General features: G+C 70.8%; 19 protein-coding genes and 1 riboswitch. Of the genes, 13 read left to right on the top strand and 6 right to left on the bottom strand.

Going from position 1 to position 19,299, the window contains the following annotated elements; translation table 11 throughout:
- Positions 1-9: 9 nt before the first annotated feature.
- The 3 genes from ACWCPM_RS09700 (at position 10) to ACWCPM_RS09690 (ending at position 1,252) form a co-directional block, all read left to right on the top strand.
- Positions 10-339, top strand: a complete 330-nt coding sequence (locus ACWCPM_RS09700; RefSeq protein WP_450975582.1) for a DUF3618 domain-containing protein — start codon at positions 10-12, stop codon at positions 337-339.
- 96 nt (positions 340-435) lie between these two features.
- Complete coding sequence (locus ACWCPM_RS09695) at positions 436-738, top strand: GroES family chaperonin (protein WP_450975643.1); 303 nt, start codon at positions 436-438, stop codon at positions 736-738.
- Positions 739-829: 91 nt separating this feature from the next.
- Positions 830-900, top strand: a riboswitch (guanidine-III (ykkC-III) riboswitch).
- 31 nt (positions 901-931) lie between these two features.
- Entirely contained in the window at positions 932-1,252 is a 321-nt protein-coding gene (locus tag ACWCPM_RS09690; RefSeq protein WP_450975581.1) for a DMT family transporter, read from the top strand.
- A gap of 15 nt (positions 1,253-1,267) precedes the next feature.
- Here ACWCPM_RS09690 and ACWCPM_RS09685 read toward each other — a convergent pair whose 3' ends face one another.
- Positions 1,268-3,658 carry a transglycosylase domain-containing protein gene (locus ACWCPM_RS09685; protein WP_450975580.1) on the bottom strand — a complete coding sequence of 797 codons (2,391 nt, stop codon included), beginning with the start codon at positions 3,656-3,658 and terminating at the stop codon, positions 1,268-1,270.
- Positions 3,659-3,845: 187 nt separating this feature from the next.
- Here ACWCPM_RS09685 and ACWCPM_RS09680 point away from each other — a divergent pair, with 187 nt between their 5' ends.
- The 5 genes from ACWCPM_RS09680 (at position 3,846) to ACWCPM_RS09660 (ending at position 8,786) form a co-directional block, all read left to right on the top strand.
- A complete protein-coding gene (locus ACWCPM_RS09680) occupies positions 3,846-4,646 on the top strand; it encodes an ABC transporter permease (protein WP_450975579.1) in 801 nt (266 codons plus the stop codon).
- 49 nt (positions 4,647-4,695) lie between these two features.
- Complete coding sequence (locus tag ACWCPM_RS09675; RefSeq protein WP_450975642.1) at positions 4,696-5,460, top strand: ABC transporter permease; 765 nt, start codon at positions 4,696-4,698, stop codon at positions 5,458-5,460.
- 4 nt (positions 5,461-5,464) lie between these two features.
- Complete coding sequence (locus ACWCPM_RS09670; RefSeq protein WP_450975578.1) at positions 5,465-6,508, top strand: ABC transporter ATP-binding protein; 1,044 nt, start codon at positions 5,465-5,467, stop codon at positions 6,506-6,508.
- 34 nt (positions 6,509-6,542) lie between these two features.
- Complete coding sequence (locus tag ACWCPM_RS09665) at positions 6,543-7,268, top strand: DUF1707 SHOCT-like domain-containing protein (RefSeq protein ID WP_450975577.1); 726 nt, start codon at positions 6,543-6,545, stop codon at positions 7,266-7,268.
- Positions 7,269-7,691: 423 nt separating this feature from the next.
- A complete protein-coding gene (locus ACWCPM_RS09660) occupies positions 7,692-8,786 on the top strand; it encodes an MBL fold metallo-hydrolase (RefSeq protein ID WP_450975576.1) in 1,095 nt (364 codons plus the stop codon).
- Positions 8,787-8,896: 110 nt separating this feature from the next.
- Here the strand turns inward: ACWCPM_RS09660 and ACWCPM_RS09655 are convergent, their stop codons facing one another.
- Positions 8,897-10,231, bottom strand: coding sequence for an SGNH/GDSL hydrolase family protein (locus ACWCPM_RS09655; RefSeq protein ID WP_450975575.1), 1,335 nt, complete (start codon positions 10,229-10,231; stop codon positions 8,897-8,899).
- 375 nt (positions 10,232-10,606) lie between these two features.
- Here ACWCPM_RS09655 and ACWCPM_RS09650 point away from each other — a divergent pair, with 375 nt between their 5' ends.
- Positions 10,607-11,869, top strand: coding sequence for a DUF445 domain-containing protein (locus ACWCPM_RS09650; protein WP_450975574.1), 1,263 nt, complete (start codon positions 10,607-10,609; stop codon positions 11,867-11,869).
- A 72-nt stretch (positions 11,870-11,941) separates the two neighbouring features.
- Positions 11,942-13,456: an MFS transporter gene (locus tag ACWCPM_RS09645; protein ID WP_450975573.1), complete on the top strand. Its 1,515-nt coding sequence runs from the start codon at positions 11,942-11,944 to the stop codon at positions 13,454-13,456.
- Between the two features lie 55 nt (positions 13,457-13,511).
- Here ACWCPM_RS09645 and ACWCPM_RS09640 read toward each other — a convergent pair whose 3' ends face one another.
- Positions 13,512-13,961: a hypothetical protein gene (locus ACWCPM_RS09640; protein ID WP_450975572.1), complete on the bottom strand. Its 450-nt coding sequence runs from the start codon at positions 13,959-13,961 to the stop codon at positions 13,512-13,514.
- Between the two features lie 153 nt (positions 13,962-14,114).
- Here ACWCPM_RS09640 and ACWCPM_RS09635 point away from each other — a divergent pair, with 153 nt between their 5' ends.
- A complete protein-coding gene (locus tag ACWCPM_RS09635; protein WP_450975571.1) occupies positions 14,115-15,062 on the top strand; it encodes a GlxA family transcriptional regulator in 948 nt (315 codons plus the stop codon).
- Positions 15,063-15,251: 189 nt separating this feature from the next.
- On the opposite strand, the gene ACWCPM_RS09630 is transcribed toward ACWCPM_RS09635, so the two are convergent.
- The gene (locus ACWCPM_RS09630) at positions 15,252-16,565 is read right to left on the bottom strand and encodes a vanadium-dependent haloperoxidase (RefSeq protein WP_450975570.1); all 1,314 of its coding nucleotides are present in this window, start codon (positions 16,563-16,565) and stop codon (positions 15,252-15,254) included.
- 406 nt (positions 16,566-16,971) lie between these two features.
- On the opposite strand from ACWCPM_RS09630, the gene ACWCPM_RS09625 reads away from it, so the two are divergent.
- Complete coding sequence (locus ACWCPM_RS09625) at positions 16,972-17,316, top strand: hypothetical protein (RefSeq protein WP_450975569.1); 345 nt, start codon at positions 16,972-16,974, stop codon at positions 17,314-17,316.
- Between the two features lie 77 nt (positions 17,317-17,393).
- On the opposite strand, the gene ACWCPM_RS09620 is transcribed toward ACWCPM_RS09625, so the two are convergent.
- Together ACWCPM_RS09620 and ACWCPM_RS09615 are read right to left on the bottom strand one after the other, a co-directional pair.
- Positions 17,394-17,612, bottom strand: a complete 219-nt coding sequence (locus ACWCPM_RS09620) for a DUF397 domain-containing protein (RefSeq protein ID WP_450975568.1) — start codon at positions 17,610-17,612, stop codon at positions 17,394-17,396.
- Positions 17,609-18,457: a helix-turn-helix domain-containing protein gene (locus tag ACWCPM_RS09615; protein WP_450975641.1), complete on the bottom strand. Its 849-nt coding sequence runs from the start codon at positions 18,455-18,457 to the stop codon at positions 17,609-17,611. The genes ACWCPM_RS09620 and ACWCPM_RS09615 overlap by 4 nt, the downstream gene beginning before the upstream one ends.
- A gap of 225 nt (positions 18,458-18,682) precedes the next feature.
- Between ACWCPM_RS09615 and ACWCPM_RS09610 the strand changes: the two genes are divergently transcribed.
- A complete protein-coding gene (locus tag ACWCPM_RS09610) occupies positions 18,683-19,273 on the top strand; it encodes an ATP-binding protein (RefSeq protein WP_450975640.1) in 591 nt (196 codons plus the stop codon).
- The last annotated feature ends 26 nt before the right edge of the window (positions 19,274-19,299 follow it).

The following is a 19,299-nucleotide window of genomic DNA, read 5'->3' as shown; positions in this document are numbered from 1 at the left end:
GGCCGTACGGTGGCGGAATCGTCGGACACCAGAACCCCGGCGCAGATCGAGGCGGACATCAGGCGCCGCCGCGAAGTCCTGGCCGAGACCCTCGACGAGATCGGGGTGCGGGTGCACCCGAAGACGATCGTCGGGGACGCCAAGGCGAAGGTCGTGTCGAACGTCGATCACACCCTCGGGCGTGCCTACGTGCAGGTCAACCGGGCGGTGAGCGACATCAGACGGCAGTTCGTGGACGAGGACGGCTCGCCCCGGATCGCCCGTGTGCTGCCCGTCGCGCTCGTCGCCGTCGGTGTCGTCGGGCTGCTGGCGCTCGGCACCCGGCGCCGCAGGCGCTGACCCCTCGAGCGTACGAATCCCGCGGATGCAGGTAGGTTCAAGGGTGTGAGCGGCAACAGAAACGACAGCACCCATCCCGACAAGCTGCCCATCCGGATGCTGCACGACCGCGTGCTCGTGCGGCAGGACGCCGGCGAGGGCGAGCGGCGATCCGGCGGCGGCATCCTGATCCCGGCCACGGCGGCCGTGGGCCGTCGGCTGGCGTGGGCGGAGGTCGTGGCGGTCGGGCAGAACGTACGGGCCGTCGAGCCCGGCGACCGGGTCCTGTACGACCCGGAGGACCGGGCCGAGGTGGAGGTGCGCGGTGTGGCGTACGTGCTGATGCGCGAGCGCGACCTGCACGCGGTGGCCGCAGACCGGTTCGAGGGGTCCGAGGACTCCACGGGCCTGTACCTGTAGGTACCTGTAGGCGAGACCCTCGGACGAGGGTACGAAAGGGCCGGTGACGGTGGTCACCGGCCCTTTTCCTCTGCCCCGAGGCGGGTGCCCCTTTGCTACCTTGGACAGGCACCCACCCCGACGAGACGCGCCGTACCGGGGAGAAGGCAAAGACGACGCACCCCCGTCAGTCCGTCTCCCGGAGGTGCCTGTCATGGCCTGGGTTCTGCTGATCGTCGCCGGCCTGCTCGAAGTCGGCTGGTCGGTCGGGATGAAGTACACCGACGGCTTCACCCGGCTCGTCCCCAGTCTGCTCACCGGCGCCGGCATCGTCGCCAGCATGCTGCTGCTGTCGCAGGCCGCGAAGTCCCTGCCCATCGGTACCGCCTACGGCGTGTGGGTCGGGATCGGGGCGGCCGGCGCGGCGGTGTTCGGCATGGTGGTGCTGGGTGAGCCCGCCACCGCCGCCCGGATCTTCTTCGTGTGTCTGCTGCTGGTCGCCGTCGTGGGCCTGAAGGCGACCTCCGGTCACTGACCGGTCAAGGACCGTTCATTGATCGCTCGCGTCCCTGCGCGGGCCCTGCGTCCCCGAGACCGTCGTGCCCGTGGTCGTTCCGCCGCCGGGGGTGCCCCCCTGGGTGCCGCTCGTGGTCGGGCCGCTCGTGGTGGGGTCGCCACCGGTGGTGGCGCCGCCGTCCGCCGTGCCGCCGTCGCCGGTCGTGCCTCCGTCCGTGGTGGCACCGCCGTCGGTCTCCCCGCCGGTGGTCCCGCCGTCCGTGGGCGTGCCCCCGGTCGTCGTACCGCCGTCGCCCGTTGTGCCGTCGGTCACGCCGCCCTGCGCCGCGCCGGGGACCTGCGGATCGCCGGCGCCGGGCGTGGCCTCCTGGCCGGGGTCGGCGGTGTCCTCGTCGCGGGTGGGCGGGGCCGGGGGCGCGAACACGACGTCGGCGCCCTCCTGGAGCCGCAGGTCGAAGTCGCTGACGGGGGTGCCTTCCAAGGCGTCCTTGGTGAACTGGGCCCAGATCTCGGCGGGCGCTCCGCCCCCGTTGACGCGCTCCAGGCCCATCGCGCCGTACAGCGACTTGTGGGCGGCCGTCTCCGGGTCCTGGCCCATCACGGCGACGACGGTGGCCAGGTCGGGGGTGTAGCCCGCGAACCAGGCCGCCTGGTCCTCCTCGGCGGTGCCCGTCTTGCCCGCCACCGGGCGTCCGGCGGCCTGCGCGGCGGTGGCGGTGCCGTTGTCGACCACGCTCCGCAGGACCGACGTCGTGGTGTCCGCGGCCTCGCGGCTGACGGCCTGGGTGGTCCGCCGCTCGGGCAGCTCGACCTCGGAGCCGTCCTTGGTGATCTTCTCGATCAGGGTGTACGTGCCGTGCTCGCCGTGGTTGGCGAGGGTCGCGTACGCCTCGGCCATGTCGAGGACGCTCGCCTGGGCGACACCGAGCGCGATCGACGGGTACGGGCCCAGCTCCGGCGTGCTGGAGGGCAGGCCGAGGTCGACGGCGGTCCGCATGACCTTGTCGGGGCCGACGTCGACGGCCATCTGCGCGTACACCGCGTTCACGGACTTGTCGGTGGCCTCGCGGACCGTGAGGGCGCCGTAGGACACCTGGTCCTCGTTCTCCGGGGCGTAGGCGCCGTTCCAGCCCTGCACCGGACGCTTGTTGGTGCCGTCGTAGTACGTGTTGGGCGTGATGCGCACGCCCTGCTGGGTGGTCGAGCCGTTCTCGACGGCCGAGGCGAACACCAGCGGCTTGAAGATCGAGCCGACCTGGAAGTCCCGGCGGGTGGCCCCGTTGGTGTACTGCTTCACGTAGTCGATGCCGCCGTACATCGCGACGACCTTGCCCGTCCTGGGGTCGACGGCGGCGCCGCCCGCGCGGACATAGCTGTCGACCTCGCGGTTCTCCTTGTCCAGCTTGGACATCAGCTTGTCGTTCACGGCCTTCACGAAGGCGTCCTGCCGCGGCTTCTGCAGGGTGGTGGTGATGCGGTGGCCGCCCGCCTCCAGGGACCCTGCGTCGATGACGTCGTGCTCGACCAGGTACTGCTTGATCGCGTCGACGACATAGCCGCGCTGCCCGGACATCCCGGTCGAGACGGTCGCCTGCTTCGGCATCGGGAACCTCAGGCCGGCCCGTTCGGAGCGGGTGAGCCAGCCCTCCTTGACCATGCCGTCCAGGACGTACCTCCAGCGGGCCTCGGCCGCGGGCCTGCTCTCGGGGTGTGCGACGACGTCGTACTCGCTGGGCGCGTTCAGCAGCGCGGCGAGGTAGGCGCCGCGGGCCGCGTCCAGCTCGGTGGCGTCGATGCCGTAGTAGGCCTGGGCGGCGGCCTGGATGCCGTAGGCGTTGCGGCCGAAGTAGCTGGTGTTGAGGTAGCCCTCCAGGATGTCGTTCTTGCTCTTCTCCTGGTCGAGCTTGATCGAGATGAAGAACTCCTTGGCCTTCCGGGTGACCGTCTGCTCCTGCGCCAGGTAGTAGTTCTTCACGTACTGCTGGGTGATCGTGGAGCCCGACTGCTTGCCCTTGCCCGTCACCGTGTTCCAGCCGGCGCGCACCATCGCCTTGGGGTCGATCGCGGACTCGGTGTGGAAGTCGCGGTCCTCGGCGGCCAGTACGGCGTGCTGCGCGTCCTTGGAGATCTGGGCGAGGTCGACGTTCTCGCGGTTGACCTCGCCGTCCCGGGCGAGCTGGGAGCCGTCCGCGTAGAGGTAGACGTTGCTCTGCTTGGTCGCCAGCGCGTTCGCGGAGGGGATCTTGACCATCGAGTAGCCGACGTAGAACAGGCCGATCAGCAGCAGGACGCCGATGACGAAGGTGCCCAGCAGCATGCGCCAGGTGGGAAGGAGCCGGCGCAGGCCGGTGCGCTTCGGCCGCCCGCTGCTCCCCTCCCCGGGCCCGTCCGGGTTCGGCTGCTGAGGCTGCGGCTCGTCACTCATGTGGTGCACGGACTCCTGTGTGTTTCCTCGTACGTCATCTGCGCCCCCATCTGAAGACTCTCGTACCGGCCGTTCCGTTCCCGGATCCGGGCACGTGTCCCGCCCGGAAAATGCCTGGCAGGCGTTCCCGGCCGCGTACTAGGCTCCTGCGCTTCGGTGTCGGGACGGTCGGGGACGGTGGTTCGGTGTGGGAGCGGGACGGTTGTACGCGGCCGTCGCGGTGGGGAATTTCCGACGGTACGCGACGTATCGGGCGGCCACGGCCGCCGGGGTGTTCACCAACACGGTCTTCGGGATCGTCCTCGTCTACACCTACCTAGCCCTGTGGGACGAGAGACCGCAGCTCGGCGGGTACGACCAGGCGCAGGCCGTCACCTACGTGTGGCTCGGGCAGGCGCTGCTGTCGACCCTGGCGATCGGGGGCGGCGGCTTCGAGAACGAGCTGATGGAACGCATCCGTACGGGTGATGTGGCCATCGATCTCTACCGCCCGGCCGACCTTCAACTGTGGTGGCTCGCGGCAGACTTGGGCAGGGCCTTCTTCCAGCTGCTGGGGCGTGGTGTGCTGCCCTTCGCGTTCGGGGCGCTGGTCTTCGACGTCGCGCTGCCCTCCGACCCGGTGACCTGGGGTGCCTGTCTGGTCGCGGTGCTGCTCGGGATGGTGGTCAGCTTCGGGATCCGGTATCTGGTGGCGCTGAGCGCGTTCTGGCTGCTGGACGGCACGGGCATGACGCAGATGCTGATGGTCACCGGCACCTTCTGCTCGGGGCTGCTGTTGCCGCTGAACCTGTTCCCGGGCGTGCTGGGCGACGTCGTACGGGCGCTGCCGTGGTCGTCGCTGCTCCAGGCCCCGGCGGACGTGCTGCTGGGCCGGGCCGATCCGCTGGGCACCTTCCTCTTCCAGGCGGCGTGGGCGGTGGCGCTGCTCGCGGTGGGGCGGCTGGTGCAGTCGGCGGCCACACGGAGGGTGGTGGTGCAGGGTGGCTGAGCCCGGCAGGGTCACCGCGGGGGTGCGGGCCTACGGTCTGATCGCCGGGATGTGGATCCGTTCCACGCTGGCCTACCGCACCTCCTTCGCGCTGACCGTACTCGGCAACTTCGTGCTGACCTTCCTGGACTTCGCGGCGATCCTGCTGATGTTCTCCCAGGTGGACGCGCTCGGCGGGTACACACTGCCCGAGATCGCCTTCCTCTACGGCATGACGAGCGTCTCCTTCGGTCTCGCGGACCTGGCGATCGGCTCGATGGACCGTCTGGGGACGCGGGTGCGCGACGGCACGCTGGACACCCTTCTGGTGCGCCCGGTGCCGGTGCTCGCGCAGGTGTGCGCCGACCGCTTCGGGCTGCGCCGCCTCGGCCGGGTCGTGCAGGGCGCGCTGGTCCTCGGCTACGCGGTGGCCACCGTCGACGTCGACTGGACGCCGCTCAAGGTGCTGCTGCTGCCGATGGCGCTGCTCAGCGGGGCGGCGATCTTCTGCGCGGTGTTCGTCGCGGGTGCCGCCTTCCAGTTCGTGGCGCAGGACGCCTCCGAGGTGCAGAACGCGTTCACCTACGGCGGTACGACGCTCCTTCAGTACCCGCCGACCGTGTTCGGCAAGGAACTGGTGCGCGGCGTGACCTTCGTGCTGCCGCTGGCCTTCGTCAACTGGCTGCCCGCGAGCCACATCCTGGGGCGGCCGTACCCGCTGGACCTGCCCGGGTGGGTGGCGTTCGCCCCGCCCCTGGTGGCGGTGGCGTGCTGCGCGCTCGCGGGGCTGGCCTGGCGGGCGGGACTCAAGTCGTACCGGAGCACAGGGAGTTAGGAGGATGGCGGTGGCAGAGGCGGACGGCAAGGGCGCCGAGGGTGTCGACGGGGTGGAGGGCTTCATCGAGGTCGACCGGGTCGAGAAGGTCTTCGACGTGCGCAGGAAGACCGGCTTCCTGAAACGGGAGCGGCGGCAGGTGCGGGCGGTCGACTCGATCTCGTTCCGGGTGGCGCGCGGCGAGATGGTCGGCTACATCGGGCCGAACGGCGCCGGGAAGTCGACCACGATCAAGATGCTGACCGGCATCCTCACCCCGAGCGGCGGGCGCGTGCGGGTCGCGGGCATCGACCCGTCCCGGGAGCGCACCCGGCTCGCGCACCGCATAGGGGTGGTGTTCGGGCAGCGCACGACGCTGTGGTGGGACCTGCCGCTGATCGACTCGTACCGGCTGATGCGCCGCATGTACCGCATCCCCGACGCCCGTTACCACGCCAACCTCGAACGCTGCGTCGAACTCCTGGAACTGTCCGACCTGCTGGACGTGCCGGTACGGCAGCTCTCGCTGGGCCAGCGGATGCGCGGGGACATCGCGGCGGCACTGCTGCACGACCCCGAGGTGCTCTATCTCGACGAGCCGACCATCGGCCTGGACGTCGTCTCCAAGGCCCGGGTACGGCGGTTCCTGCGCGACCTCAACGCCGAGCGCGGCACGACGGTGCTGCTCACCACGCACGACCTCCAGGACATCGAGCAGCTCTGCTCCCGCGTGATGGTCATCGACCACGGCCGCCTCATGTACGACGGCCCGCTCGACGGGCTGCACGAGGCGGGGGAGAGCGAGCGCACCCTCGTCGTCGACCTGGAGCGGGAACTGCCGCCGATCGACGCGCCGGCACCGGCGCGGGTCGTCCGGGTGGAGGGGCCCCGGCAGTGGCTGGCCTTCCCGGCGGCGCAGTCGGCGGCGCCGCTGGTGGCGCGGATCGCGGCGGAGTACCCGCTGGTGGACCTCTCGGTGCGGGAGCCGGACATCGAGGCTGTGATCGCGCGCATGCTGCATTCCCTGGGCGACACCACCCCACCTCCGACGGAGCGGGCGACCGCGTAGTGCCGGGACCGTGGGAAACCGTAGGCTGCTGCCCATGACCGACGATGCCCCGGAGCTGCGAGCCTCCGACGCCGATCGCGAGCGAGTCGCCGAGGTCCTGCGGGACGCCGTCGCGGAGGGGCGGCTGGACATGACGGAGTTCGAGGAGCGCCTCGACGCGACGTACCAGGCGCGCACCTACGGGGAACTCGCCCCCATCACACGGGACCTGCCCGCCGGGGCCGGGACGCCGGGACCGGCGGTCTCGATGGTCAAGGAACCGGCCGCACGCGGGAGTTGGGCCTCTCGGATCACCGGGGGCGGGGGTTCCTCCTCGGCGGGCATCGCGGTGATGTCCGGGTTCCAGCGCAAGGGCCGCTGGACCGTGCCGAAGCGGTTCACCTGCTTCACGTTCTGGGGCGGCGGCGAGATCGATCTGCGCGACGCGCTCTTCGCGGAGCGCGAGGTCGTGATCAACTGCGTGGCGATCATGGGCGGGGTGAGCATCGTCGTGCCGCCGGGCGTCGAGGTCGTCGTCCGCGGCATCGGGATCATGGGCGGCTTCGACAGCCGCGAGGACGGGGTGCAGGGCGACCCGGGCGCCCCGCGGGTGATCGTCTCCGGGTTCGCCTTCTGGGGCGGGGTCGGCATCGAGCGCAAGCAGGTGCGGGTGCGCGGCGGCCGTGAGGACCGGGACGTCGAGGGCGGCGACCGGCGGATGCTGGGCCACGGGGACCAGACGCACGGCTGGGGCCACGACGAGCGCCGGAACAGGGACTAGGGCAGCGCGTCGCGGGTCCTTCGCGGTCGTCGCGCCGCCGCTCGCGGGAGATCGGCAGCGGCGGGGCGGGCGGGGCCATGCACCGCCCTGCGGAAGATACGTCGGTGCGTCCGCCGACATAACGCCCCTCGTGTCGGTGCGTCCGCCGACATAACGCCCCTCGTGTCGGTGCGTCCGCCGACATACCGCCCCGCGTGCCCAGGCCGTCGGACGGGGCTGAGCAGAGGTTGAGCACAGGCTGAGTATGGGCTGAGTATGGGGTGAGCAGGGAAAAGGACGGCAGGAAACCGGGCCGTCCCCGAGTCGTCCGCCGACGTCGGCGGCGCGTTGTCACATTCCGCCAGTGCCGTCGGTCATTCGGAGGCGGCGTCTGCCGCGCACAAATGTGCACTGACTTATGCCCCCTCCTTGCAAGGACCCACCATGTCTGATGAGCCCGCACAGATGAGCGGAACCAACCGCCGGACGTTCCTCAGGCGCGCGTCCATCGCCGCCGCGGTTCCCACCGCCGCGGCCGTGCTCGGCGGCACGCTCCCCGGGAACGCTTTCGCGGCCGAGCCGGACACCAAACTGCCCGACTTCGCACCCGTCCCCTCGGGCTCCTTCGGCCCCAAGCTCAACGAGGACGGCTACTACGTCGGCCAGATCAAGGGCAACCTCCACTGGGTCACGGACGGCAGCTACCAGGCCATGTTCCTGACCACGCGGGACGGCGTCGTGCTCGTCGACGCGCCGCCCACCATCGGGCACAACCTGAAGCGCGCGATCGACAAGGTCACCGCGGCCAACGGCCGCCCCAGCAAGGTGACGCACCTGGTCTACTCGCACTCCCACGCCGACCACATCGGCGCCGCCTCCATCTTCGGCAAGAAGGTGACGATCGTCGGACACGCGGAGACCCGCCGCCTGCTGCGCCGCGACGGCGACGTCAACCGCCCGGCCCCGTCGGTCACCTTCACCGACCGCTACACCCTGCGTGTCGGCGGAGAGACCCTGGAGCTCGCGCACCACGGCCCGAACCACTCGCCCGACAACATCTTCGTCTACGCCCCCGCCTACGCCACCCTGATGGTCGTGGACGTCATCTACCCCGGCTGGGTGCCGTTCAGGAACCTCGCCGTCTCGGTCGACATCCCCGCGTGGATCAAGGCCCACGACATCGCCATGAAGTACCCCTGGACGACCCTCGTCGGCGGTCACCTCGGCCGTCTCGGCGTCCGGGCCGACGGCGAGCTGCAGAAGCAGTACGTCAACGACCTCATGGCCAGCACGCGTGCCGCCTCGGCGTCGGTCGACCCGACGCCCTTCTTCGAGAAGTACGGTCCGACCGGCAACGGCTGGGCCATTACCAAGACCTACTTCGACGCCGTCACCGAGGAGGCGGCCCGCCCCGTCATCGAGAAGTACCTCGGCCTGCTCGGCGGCGCGGACGTCTTCACGTACGACAACGCCTTCACGATGTACGAGTCGCTGCGCATAGACGCCGGCGAGCTCGGCCCCTTCGGCATCAAGCAGTAAAGCCCGATCCGTCGGCGCTCGACACGGTTCCGCGGAACCGTGTCGAGCTCGGCCGCGCCGGATCCAGGTCCGCGCAGCCGAGTCCCGGGCCCCGCGCCCGCCGCCCACGCTCACAGCCGCGCCGGAGCCGATCCCTTCAGCGCCGTCAGGTCGACCTCGCGCGCCATCCGCTCGTAGCCCCGGTCGTTGGGGTGCAGATGGTCGCCGGAGTCGTGGTCCGGGCGGAACCTGCGCGGGTCGTACGGATCGCGCACCGCCCGGTCGAAGTCGACGACCGCGTCGAAGACGCGCCCCGAGCGGATCTCGGCGTTGATCTCCTGCCGTACGGCCTCACGCTCGGCGCTGTACCCGCGGTGCCCGCCGAAGGGCATCAGCGTCGCGCCGACGACCCGGACGCCGCGGGCGTGGGCCTGGCCGACCAGCGTGCGCAGGCCGTCGAGGACGGCGTCGGGGTCGATGACGGTGGGGGAGCGCAGGATGTCGTTGACGCCGAGGTCGATGACGACGACCTTGACGTTCGTCCGGCCGAGCACGTCCCGGGGGAAGCGGCTGAGGCCGCTGGGGTTGTCGGCGGGGCGGCCCAGACCGCCGGTCAGGACGCGGTTGCCGCCGATCCCCTGGTTGACGACGCCGTACCGGGGCACGTCCCGGCCCGCGGCGGCCGCCTCGCGCAGCCGGTCGGACAGGACGTCGGGCCAGCGCCGGTCGGCGCCCATGGTCGAGGAGTGGCCCTCGGTGAGGGAGTCGCCGAAGGCGACGAGGGTGCCGTCGGCCTCCCCGCTGAGCACGTCCAGGGCGGTCAGATAGCGCCAGGCCTCCACCTGTTCGGTGTACGGCGTGCCGGTCACGTCCTCGGTGCGGTCGCCCCGTGCGGCGTACGAGATCTGCCGCACGTGCGTGTGCACCGTGACGGGGCCCGGCTCGGCCGGGGCGTACGTCGTGACCAGGACGTCGCTGTCGGGCGGGACGGGGAGGCGCACGCCGTCGCTCGTCACCTGCTCGCCCGGTGGGATCACGACTGTGGGCAGGCCGTCGAACGTCAGCCGCCGCATGGTCCCCGGAGCCGCGGCCGCGCCGTCGTCGCCCGCGGCGAGGGCGATCGTGGCCCGGGTGAGGGTCAGCGGCAGCCGGCCGTAGAGATTGGACAGCGTGATCCGGGCACCCGTGCCGCCGACGCTGGTGTGGACGACGTTGCGGATCGTCCGGTCGTGCAGGCCTGCGGTCTCGGTGCCGGGCTCGGCGGCCGCAGGGGAGGTCGACCAGGAACCGACCCAGGCGCCGGTGGACGCCGGGGCGGCGGGATCGTGCGGGGAGCGGGGACCCGCGAGCGCGCCGGGTGCCGTGCCGTCGTCGGAGGCGGCTCCGGCGTATATGGCGACCGACAGGGCCACGATCAGCGAGACGACGGCGGCGAGCAAGGCATAACCGTGATGACGCCTGGCCATGCGGTGCGTATCTCCTCGGGCAGAAGTGGAGCCCGAGGCTCCGTTGTGATCACCTCATGATGCGTCATGAGGCGGGGGAAGGTGACCGGGCCCTCGGAAGGAGACCCGTTCGGCCGTGAGCGCCCCGCTGCCGGTCCACTCGCTCGCCGCCCCTACCGACAGACGCCGGGAACTCCTGTCGCGTTCCAGGAGTCGGTCAGGAAGGGACAATGAGGAGTGGAGGCTCGGGAACGGGTGGAGCGGATGGATCGCACGACATCGGATCAAGTACGTGAATCGGGTGAGGCTGCCCCGGAGCGGCACGCCGGGCCCGCGACGTCCGCCGGCGAGCGCGCCGCCGGTAAACGTCGCAGGCCCGGCTCCGCCGTCCGGGCGATGACGACGTTCACCCCCGCCGACGAGGAGAAGCGGCGCGGCGTGCGCCGGATGAAACTCACCGCGACCGGCCTGCTGCTCCTCGTCGCCGTGGTGTACGTGCTGGCCAAATGGGCGCAGAACTCGGGCGCGGGCCCCTGGGCCGGCTATGTGGCCGCCGCCGCCGAGGCGGGCATGGTCGGCGCGCTGGCCGACTGGTTCGCCGTCACGGCCCTGTTCCGTCACCCGCTCGGCATCCCCATCCCGCACACCGCGATCATCCCGACCAAGAAGGACCAGCTGGGCGTCTCCCTGGGCGAGTTCGTCGGCGAGAACTTCCTCTCCGAGGACGTCGTACGGCAGCGGCTGCGCGCCGTCGGCATCGGCGGCCGCCTCGGCGCCTGGCTCGCCGAACCGCAGAACGCCGACCGGGTGACCGCCGAGCTGGCGACGGCCCTGCGCGGCGCGCTCACCGTGCTGCGCGACTCCGACGTGCAGGCGGTGGTCGGCGAGGCGATCACCCGGCGGGCGGGCGTCCAGGAGGTCGCGCCCGGCCTCGGCAAGATGCTGGAGAAGGTCGTCGCCGACGGCGGCCACAAGCGGGTCGTCGACCTCGTCGTCTCCCGCGCGCACGACTGGCTGGTGCTGCACGGCGACTCCGTGATGGGCGCCGTGCAGGGCGGCGCGCCCGGCTGGACCCCCCGTTTCGTGGACCGCAAGGTCGGCGAGCGGGTCTACAAGGAGCTGCTGCGCTTCTGCGCCGAGATGCGGGACATGCCGTCCCACCCGGCGCGCGGCGCCCTGGACCGCTTCCTGTCCGACTTCGCCTCCGACCTCCAGTCCGACACCGAGACGCGGGCGAAGGTCGAGCGCCTCAAGGGCGAGGTGCTGGGCCGGGGCGAGGTCCAGGACCTGATCGCCTCCGCCTGGACGGCCGTACGCTCCATGATCGTCTCCGCGGCGGAGGACGAGCGCAGCGAGCTGCGGCTGCGCGTGCGGGCCTCCCTGCTCTCCCTGGGCGCCCGGATGGCCACCGAACCCAAGCTCCAGGACAAGGTGGACAGCTGGGTCGAGGGCGCGGCGGTGCACGTCGTGACGACGTACCGCAGCGAGATCACGCTGCTGATCACCGACACCGTGGCCGGCTGGGACGCCGAGCACACCACGCGGAAGATCGAGGCCCATATCGGCCGTGACCTGCAGTTCATCCGGATCAACGGCACGGTGGTCGGCGCGCTCGCCGGGCTGCTGATCTACACGGTCTCCCGCATGCTGGGGGCGTGACCCCGGTCCGCGCGGGCGTGACCTCCCGCCTTCCGGGCACACGGCAGGGGTTCGCCCGACGGAGAGGGAGCCATGACAGCAGCGGCGTCGTCGCCCGGCCCTGTGCCCGCGTCCACGGGAACCGTCACCACGTCCGTCCCGGCCCGGCTGGACCGGCTGCCGTGGTCCCGGTGGCACTGGATGATCGTGATCGGCCTCGGCACCGTCTGGATCCTGGACGGCCTCGAAGTCACCATCGTCGGCAACGTCGCCGGCCGGCTGGCCGAGGACGGCAGCGGCCTGGACATCAGCGTGGCCCAGGTCACCGGCGTCGCGGCGGCGCTGTACGTGGCGGGCGCCTGTACCGGCGCCCTGTTCTTCGGCTGGCTGACCGACCGCTACGGCCGCAAGAAGCTGTTCATCGTGACGCTGGCGGTGTACCTGGCGGCCACGGCCATGACGGCGCTGTCCTTCGAGTCCTGGTGGTTCTTCCTCTTCCGCTTCCTCACCGGCTTCGGCATCGGCGGCGAGTACGCGGCCATCAACTCCGCGATCGACGAGCTGATCCCGTCCCTCTACCGGGGCCGGGTCGACCTGATCATCAACGGCAGCTACTGGCTCGGCGCGATCGGCGGCGCCCTGCTGTCCATCGTCATGCTCGACACCGCGATCTTCCCGAAGGACCTGGGCTGGCGGCTGAGCTTCGCGCTGGGCGTCGTCCTGGGGCTCGTCATCCTGCTGGTACGACGCCATGTCCCGGAGTCGCCCCGATGGCAGTACATCCACGGCCAGGGCGAGACGGCGGAGGAACTCGTCGCGTCCGTCGAACGGGAGATCGAGCGGGAGAAGGGCGAGCCGCTGCCGCCCCCCGCCGGCGCGATCACCATCCAGGTGCGCAAGAGCATCGGCTTCGGCCTGATCGCCAGGACGGTCTTCGGCCGCTACCCGCGCCGCGCGACGCTCGGACTCTCCCTCTTCATCGGCCAGGCGTTCCTCTACAACGCCATCACCTTCGGCTTCGGCACCATCCTCAGCACGTTCTTCGACGTGCCGACCGGCAGCACCGGCTACTACTTCGCCGTCATCGCGGCGGGCAACTTCCTCGGCCCGCTGCTGCTCGGCAAGCTCTTCGACACCGTCGGCCGCCGGGTGATGATCTCCTCGACGTACATCCTCTCCGGCCTGCTGCTGTTCGTCACGGCCTGGCTCTTCGACCGGGGCTCCCTGACGGCGACGACGATGACGGCCTGCTGGTGCGTGGTGCTGTTCTTCGCCTCGGCGGGCGCTTCCAGCGCCTACCTCACCGTCTCGGAGATCTTCCCCATGGAGACCCGGGCCATGGCCATCGCCTTCTTCTACGCCCTCGGCACCGCGGCGGGCGGCATCAGCGGCCCGCTGATCTTCGCCGACCTGACCGAGTCCGGCGTCGTCGCCGACACCGCGCTCGCCTTCCGGATCGGCGCGGGCCTGATGTGCGCGGCGGGACTGGTGGCGGTCTTCCTCGCGGTACGGGCGGAGCGGCGGTCCCTGGAGGACATCGCCACGCCGCTGTCGGTGACCGACGCCCCGGGCCCCTCGGGGACCAAGGCGCCCGGCGCGACGGCCTGACGGCCGGATCCGCGTCCGAGGCCGCGATGTGACACGCATCCGGCCGGGACGGGGCTCAGGCGCCGGTCGTCGACCCCGGCCGGACGATCATCAGCACCGTCACCACCGCCCACAGCAGGTTGAAGATCCCGGTGAACATGGCCAGTCGTACGGTCGCCTGCCGCGTCCCACCGCCCTCCACGAGCGCGCCCTGCCGGGGCAGCACCAGGCCGACGAGCACGACCGCGGCCACGGTGGTCAGCACGATCGACACGATCAGCCAGGCGTCGCCGAGCACCCCCATGGCACTCGCCGTGGCGAGCCCGAACACGGGTACGACGACACCGACGCCGGCGTACACCCGGCAGATGCGGTGCAGCAGGTGAACGGTCTCGGTGGCCTTCGGGTCGTCGGACGCGGCCATGGCCAGGCGCGCGGCGGGCGGGAACATGCTCGCGGCGACCGTGACGGGCCCGATGGCGACGATCGCGGCGAGGACGTGGACGGCGAGAAGGAACTTGGTCACGGGCGTCGACGCTAGGGGGCCGATGGATCACGGAGAAGTGGCGAGAGTGCCAGGCTTCGACGGATTCTCGCCAGCGTTCTAATAAGGGGGGACGGTCCTTCCTCCGCGCTTGTGCGGGTTGGCGAAAGCCCGTCGTACACCTACGATCCCGCCATGCACACCGTGGCCGTACTGGCGCTGGACGGCGTCATCCCCTTCGACCTCTCCGCCCCGATCGACGCCTTCGGCTGGGCCCGGCTGCCGGACGGCCGCGAGGCCTACCGGGTGCGGGTCTGCGCCGAGCGGGAGGAGGTGAACGCGGGGGCCTTCACCGTGCGGGCGCCGTACGGCCTGGAGGCGCTGGCGGAGGCCGACACGATCATCCTGCCCGGGGTCGAGGACCCGCCGGAGACGCTGCCGCCCGCGGTCACCGAGGCACTGTGCGCGGCGGCGGCGAACGGCACGCGGATCGCCTCGGTGTGCGTCGGGGCGTTCCTCTTCGCGGCGACGGGCCTGCTGGACGGCATGCGCGCCACGACGCACTGGTTCGCGGCCCAGGAACTCGCGCGGCGCCACCCGAAGGTGACGGTCGACCCGAACGTCCTCTACGTCGACAACGGTCAGTTCCTGACGTCGGCGGGCGCTGCCGCGGCGATGGACATGTGCCTGCACATGGTCCGCAAGGACCACGGCTCGGCCGTCGCCGCGCACACCGCCCGGATGTCGGTGATGCCGCTGGAACGGGAGGGCGGACAGGCCCAGTTCATCGTGCACGACGTGCCGCCCGCCCCGGCGGGCGCGACGCTGGAACCCCTGCTCGCCTGGCTGGAGGACAACTGCGACCGCGACCTGACGCTGGACGACATCGCCGCGCGGGCCGGGATGAGCACACGCACCCTCAACCGGCGGTTCCGGGAGCAGTCGGGGACGACGCCGTTGCAGTGGCTGCACCGGGCGCGGGTACGGCGGGCGCAGTACCTGCTGGAGACGACGTCCTACCCGGTCGAACGCATCGCGGCACAGGCCGGCTTCGGCTCGCCCACGGCGTTCCGGGAACGCTTCCGGAAGGTCGTCGGGACCAGCCCGCAGGGGTACCGGCGGGCGTTCAGATCGGCGTCGTGAGGGGTTCGACTGACGCCCAGGGGGTCCGGGACCGGTACCCGACCGGTGCGGCCGTCGGTCGACGACCTCCCGTCGGCGGGTGCGCACCTCGGCGCGTACCCGCCGACGGTCCGGGCCGGGAACCGGCTGGGATCCGGCCCGGTTCCGACCCGGTTCCGGGCCGGATTCGGCTCGGAAGGTGTCAGTGCATCAGCGCGAATCGCCCTGCGGGCAGGTGGAGCGTGCCGTCGGCGCCCCCTGGGCGTCCGAAGAACCCAACGGTCGGAAGTAGTGGGTGACCGCCCAGACGCCGATGCGGCTGCCGGCCCGGCACCCGGCCACATCCGCGGAGCGGAAGTGGATCCCGGCCCAGACGCGGGCGTCGATCATGTCCTCGTTGATCCGGTCGGCGTATGCGTAGTGCCGTGTGGTGCCGGTGGCCTCGGAGAAGAAGGTGAGGTCGAGGCGCGTGGTGCCGAGCAGTCCGCTCAGGGTCTGGGTCACGGCGCCGGCGACCGCCGCATGGCCGCTGACGTAGTCGGGGTGAGGTGGAGTGACCAGCAGCGGCTGCCACTGCGGATCGGCCGTGGTCGCGGGGTTGCCGTCGGTGTCGGCCAGGTGGATCGCGGTGATCGGGCGCCAGAGTCCGTAGTGGAGTTTCGCGTCCCACGCGGCGACGACGGCGTCGGTGGCCGAGGTGTTCGCCGCGGCGAACAGCCGTGCCGTCTCGGCGATGCCCAGACGGTGCCGGGCCGTGTGGTCCCGGAGCGCCGCCTGGACCTGCACCGCCAGGTTGCCCCCGAAGAACAGGGCCGTCTCGGTCTGCAGGGCGGTGCGGGACGACCCGGTCCTCGCCCCCATGACCTTCACCTCGTTCACGTCCCGGGCATAGCGGGCCGAGGACAGCGCGGGCGGGCCTCCAGGACGGAACTGGGCCGGGGAGTCGAGCAGCATCGGGCGCATTCCGCCCAGCCAGGGGTCGATGAAGGGCTGGTGACCGGGTGGGGTGGGTCGCCAGACGCCGGGCGCGGGCGGGGCGGTGAACTGCACCGGTGCGTCCCGGCCGTCCCCTTCACGCAGGTCGATGAGGTGCTCGGCAGCCCGCTCCCCGAAGGCCACGCCCCGCGTCTTCGCGCTGCCCTCGGGGATCCTGGCGAGGGATCCGGCGTAGGCGGCGTCGAGCGGCGCCTGGGAGGCGGGGAAGTAGGTGACCAGCACGCGGTGGGCGGCGGCCACGGCGGCCGCCTCGGGCGAAGCGGTGGAGGGACCGCGCACCCGCCACTTGTACGGGGCGTAGTCACCCTGGATGCCCACCACCGCGTTGTAGACGGCGGCCGAGACGAACCCGTGCCAGATGACCACCTGGCCCGAGGGGCGGGTGGCGCCGAGGTGGGCGCTGATGGTGTCGGTGGCGATCGTGTTCCATTCACGGATCGCGTCCGGGTCCGCCGCGGGCGGCGTGTGACCGCCGGCGGTGGCTGGGGGTCCGTTGAGGACCGTGACGAGGAGAAGGAGGAGCGACATGACGGCGCCTACGGCAGCCGGTCTACGCGAAGGGGATGCCTGCATGTCCGGAGTAACCGCCACACGCGAGGTCGGTCACGCGTCGGAGGCACTCCGGCGCTGACCGCGCCGGGACAGGAGCCGGGCGCCGACAGCGCGGGCCGGGCGGCACGGCCTGGGCTCGGCCCTCGATGTAGCCCTGACCGTACCGGTGATCACGGCGTAGACCGCTGCTTCCCATCCCCGTCCGAGGCCGCCCAGCCGAAGGCCGAGAGCGGCTTCGCCGACGTACCGCCGGAGCGGATGACGCGAGCGCAGATGAACTGGCAGCCCGCTACAACGGCGGCCCCTACTACGAAGGTGACGATGCCCAGGCGTACGGAAGGGGCTTTGACCGGCGCATGGACGACGCGAGGGAGGCGCTGAGGTGAGCTCCAGGTCCGTGACCGATGTGCGTGAGAACCAGCAGCCGAAGTCCTCCGGACCGGTCGGGGCCGCCGTATGCGCAGGCGTTCTCGCCCTGGGCACCCTGGTAACAGGCTATGTCGTGCTCACGGCCTACATGGTCGAACCCGACGGCCCTTGGGACAGGCAGGCGGTCACCAACTCCGGCGTCGCGGCTGGTGTCGGCGTCGCCTTCTCCGCATTCCTGGCCCTGTTGACGTGGGCTTTCGTCCAGGCCAAGTGGCTGCGTAAGTGGTGGTACGCCGTCCCCGTGACGCTGGCCATCGCCGCGCTACTGCGGCTGACGGTGCTCGCACCGGGGCTCTGACGCGAACTGCGGCGGTCCGTCCTGACACCCGGTTGCCTGTCCCCGCCGAGGGCAATCGTGAACGCCGGCGGCGGTGTTCACCCCGGCAGGATGCTCCCGCTCTTCAGCGCCTGCACGAACCCGATCCAGGTTGCTCTTGTCATCCTTACGGCGGGACCCTGAACCTTCTTGGAATCGCGCACAAGGGTGTCTTCATCGGTCAGCGCGCACTCCACGCACTCGCCGCCCGCGCCGTTGCTGTACGACGACCGGAACCACACCGGACGGCCTTCGTCGAGCGACTCTTCCCTGCTCATTCGGCGTATTCCTTCAGAACGGACTTGATCAGCCGGGCGGAACGCTGAGGACTCAGAGCTGCGGCACGCAAGCCGTCGAACGCCCTGGCGTACTCCCGAACATGATGCTCGCCCTCCAGGTAGACCGCGTCGGTGATTCCGTCGCGATACACCAGGTCGAGGTCCTCCTGGGCCGGAAAGCCGAGCATGGTGAAGGAACCGGTGGTGGGGTAGGTGCCCGAATCGAAGGGAAGCACCTGCAGAGTGACCTTCGGCAATTCCGCCGCGTCCAGGACCCGTTCAAGCTGGTCACGCATCAGGGAACGATCTCCGATGACGTTGCGTACGACGGCCTCGTTCACGATGAACCACGCCTCGGGAGCGTCCGGTCGCGTGAGCATGACCTGGCGTTCCAGGCGCACACGTACTGCCTTGTCGATGTCCTGAGAGGACATGTGCGCCCCGGTCGCGTGGAGTTCGCGAGCGTACGGTCCGACCTGCATCAGACCGGGAACCACCTCGCACTGGTACTGGCGGATCGTGGATGCGTCCTGCTCCAGACCGATGTAGATGTTGAACCACTCGGGAACGCCGGCACCGTGCACCTGCCACCAGCCGCGTGTCTTGGCCTGACGCGCGAGTGACTTGAGGAAGTCGCGCAGTTCGTCGGTGGTTCCGTAGAACCGACACAGAGCATCGATGTCCGATGGTTGGACGCGACCGCTCCCCGTCTCCATGCGATTGACCTTGGAGCCGCTCCAGTCCAGGGCCTGGCCGACCTGAGCGCAGGTGAGGGCACTCGTCTCGCGGAGCTTCTTCAGCTCGATCGAAAGACGGCGACGGCGTGCCGTCGGAGAGCCTGCCATCACAAGCACCCTTCTGGTAGCGGACGTTCAGTCTCGCGCCAAGGGCTGGGCTTGCCAATCACTCGTACGCGGGAATCCCGTCGTGCACATTGCACGACGGGATGGGCAGGCCGCATGCTGGCCGTCGATGCCGCTCACGGTGGGCATCCGTGACGCTACGTCGTGTCACCGGCGTGGCAAGCAAGTGATGAGAGGGGTCGACCTTTCGTGCTCAACACTGCGTGTCTGCGGCGGAAGCCGTGGGATCTGGCGTTCACGGCCGAGCCCGAGGAGGTGGCGGCACTGCGGCGCATCATGAAGCTGCACATGGGGATCTGGGGGCTTCACGAGGTCGCGGACGAAGCGCAACTCTGCGTCAGCGAGCTCGTGGCGAACGTCATCACCCACGTCGGCCGTGGCACTCCCGCCACGCTGGCGGTCTCGATGAACGACACGTACTTGCGCATCGAGGTCCACGATCCCGGCTGCCGGGCCCTGCCGACGCTGATGCAGGCCGGGACCGACTGTGAAAATGGACGCGGTATGGCGCTGGTCGCAGCGACCGCCGATCGTTGGGGTGTCGATCTTCACTTTGATCGGAAAGTGACGTGGTGCGAGTTGGCGACCCAACCGACCGATCGCACTCTGTCCCACGGCATGCAGGCGCCGGCCGGTCCGGTGAGCGGTGCTTCGCGTCCGCTCGGTACGGCCTTGGTCGAGGACGCAGCGGTCGACGTCATCGCCGGCGTGCTCCACTGGCTCCGGGCACAGGGCCACGACGCGGATGAGCTTCTGGACCGGGCGCAGACGCGTTTCGAGGCGGAGATCGGCACCTAGCCGCGCCGGGTTCGAGTCGGGCCGCT

This window comes from Streptomyces sp. NPDC002309 (assembly GCF_053593375.1).
Note: the sequence above shows the minus strand (reverse complement) of the source record. Positions and strands in the feature narration are given on the sequence as shown.

Bases quoted from the DNA above. Each gene is read 5' to 3' on its own strand.
- ACWCPM_RS09695 (WP_450975643.1), top strand. From the start codon at position 436: ATGCTGCACGACCGCGTGCTCGTGCGGCAGGACGCCGGCGAGGGCGAG.
- ACWCPM_RS09690 (WP_450975581.1), top strand. From the start codon at position 932: ATGGCCTGGGTTCTGCTGATCGTCGCCGGCCTGCTCGAAGTCGGCTGG.
- ACWCPM_RS09685 (WP_450975580.1), bottom strand. From the start codon at position 3,658: ATGAGTGACGAGCCGCAGCCTCAGCAGCCGAACCCGGACGGGCCCGGG.
- ACWCPM_RS09675 (WP_450975642.1), top strand. From the start codon at position 4,696: ATGTGGATCCGTTCCACGCTGGCCTACCGCACCTCCTTCGCGCTGACC.
- ACWCPM_RS09670 (WP_450975578.1), top strand. From the start codon at position 5,465: ATGGCGGTGGCAGAGGCGGACGGCAAGGGCGCCGAGGGTGTCGACGGG.
- ACWCPM_RS09665 (WP_450975577.1), top strand. From the start codon at position 6,543: ATGACCGACGATGCCCCGGAGCTGCGAGCCTCCGACGCCGATCGCGAG.
- ACWCPM_RS09660 (WP_450975576.1), top strand. From the start codon at position 7,692: ATGTCTGATGAGCCCGCACAGATGAGCGGAACCAACCGCCGGACGTTC.
- ACWCPM_RS09655 (WP_450975575.1), bottom strand. From the start codon at position 10,231: ATGGCCAGGCGTCATCACGGTTATGCCTTGCTCGCCGCCGTCGTCTCG.
- ACWCPM_RS09650 (WP_450975574.1), top strand. From the start codon at position 10,607: ATGACGACGTTCACCCCCGCCGACGAGGAGAAGCGGCGCGGCGTGCGC.
- ACWCPM_RS09645 (WP_450975573.1), top strand. From the start codon at position 11,942: ATGACAGCAGCGGCGTCGTCGCCCGGCCCTGTGCCCGCGTCCACGGGA.
- ACWCPM_RS09635 (WP_450975571.1), top strand. From the start codon at position 14,115: ATGCACACCGTGGCCGTACTGGCGCTGGACGGCGTCATCCCCTTCGAC.
- ACWCPM_RS09630 (WP_450975570.1), bottom strand. From the start codon at position 16,565: ATGTCGCTCCTCCTTCTCCTCGTCACGGTCCTCAACGGACCCCCAGCC.
- ACWCPM_RS09620 (WP_450975568.1), bottom strand. From the start codon at position 17,612: ATGAGCAGGGAAGAGTCGCTCGACGAAGGCCGTCCGGTGTGGTTCCGG.
- ACWCPM_RS09615 (WP_450975641.1), bottom strand. From the start codon at position 18,457: ATGGCAGGCTCTCCGACGGCACGCCGTCGCCGTCTTTCGATCGAGCTG.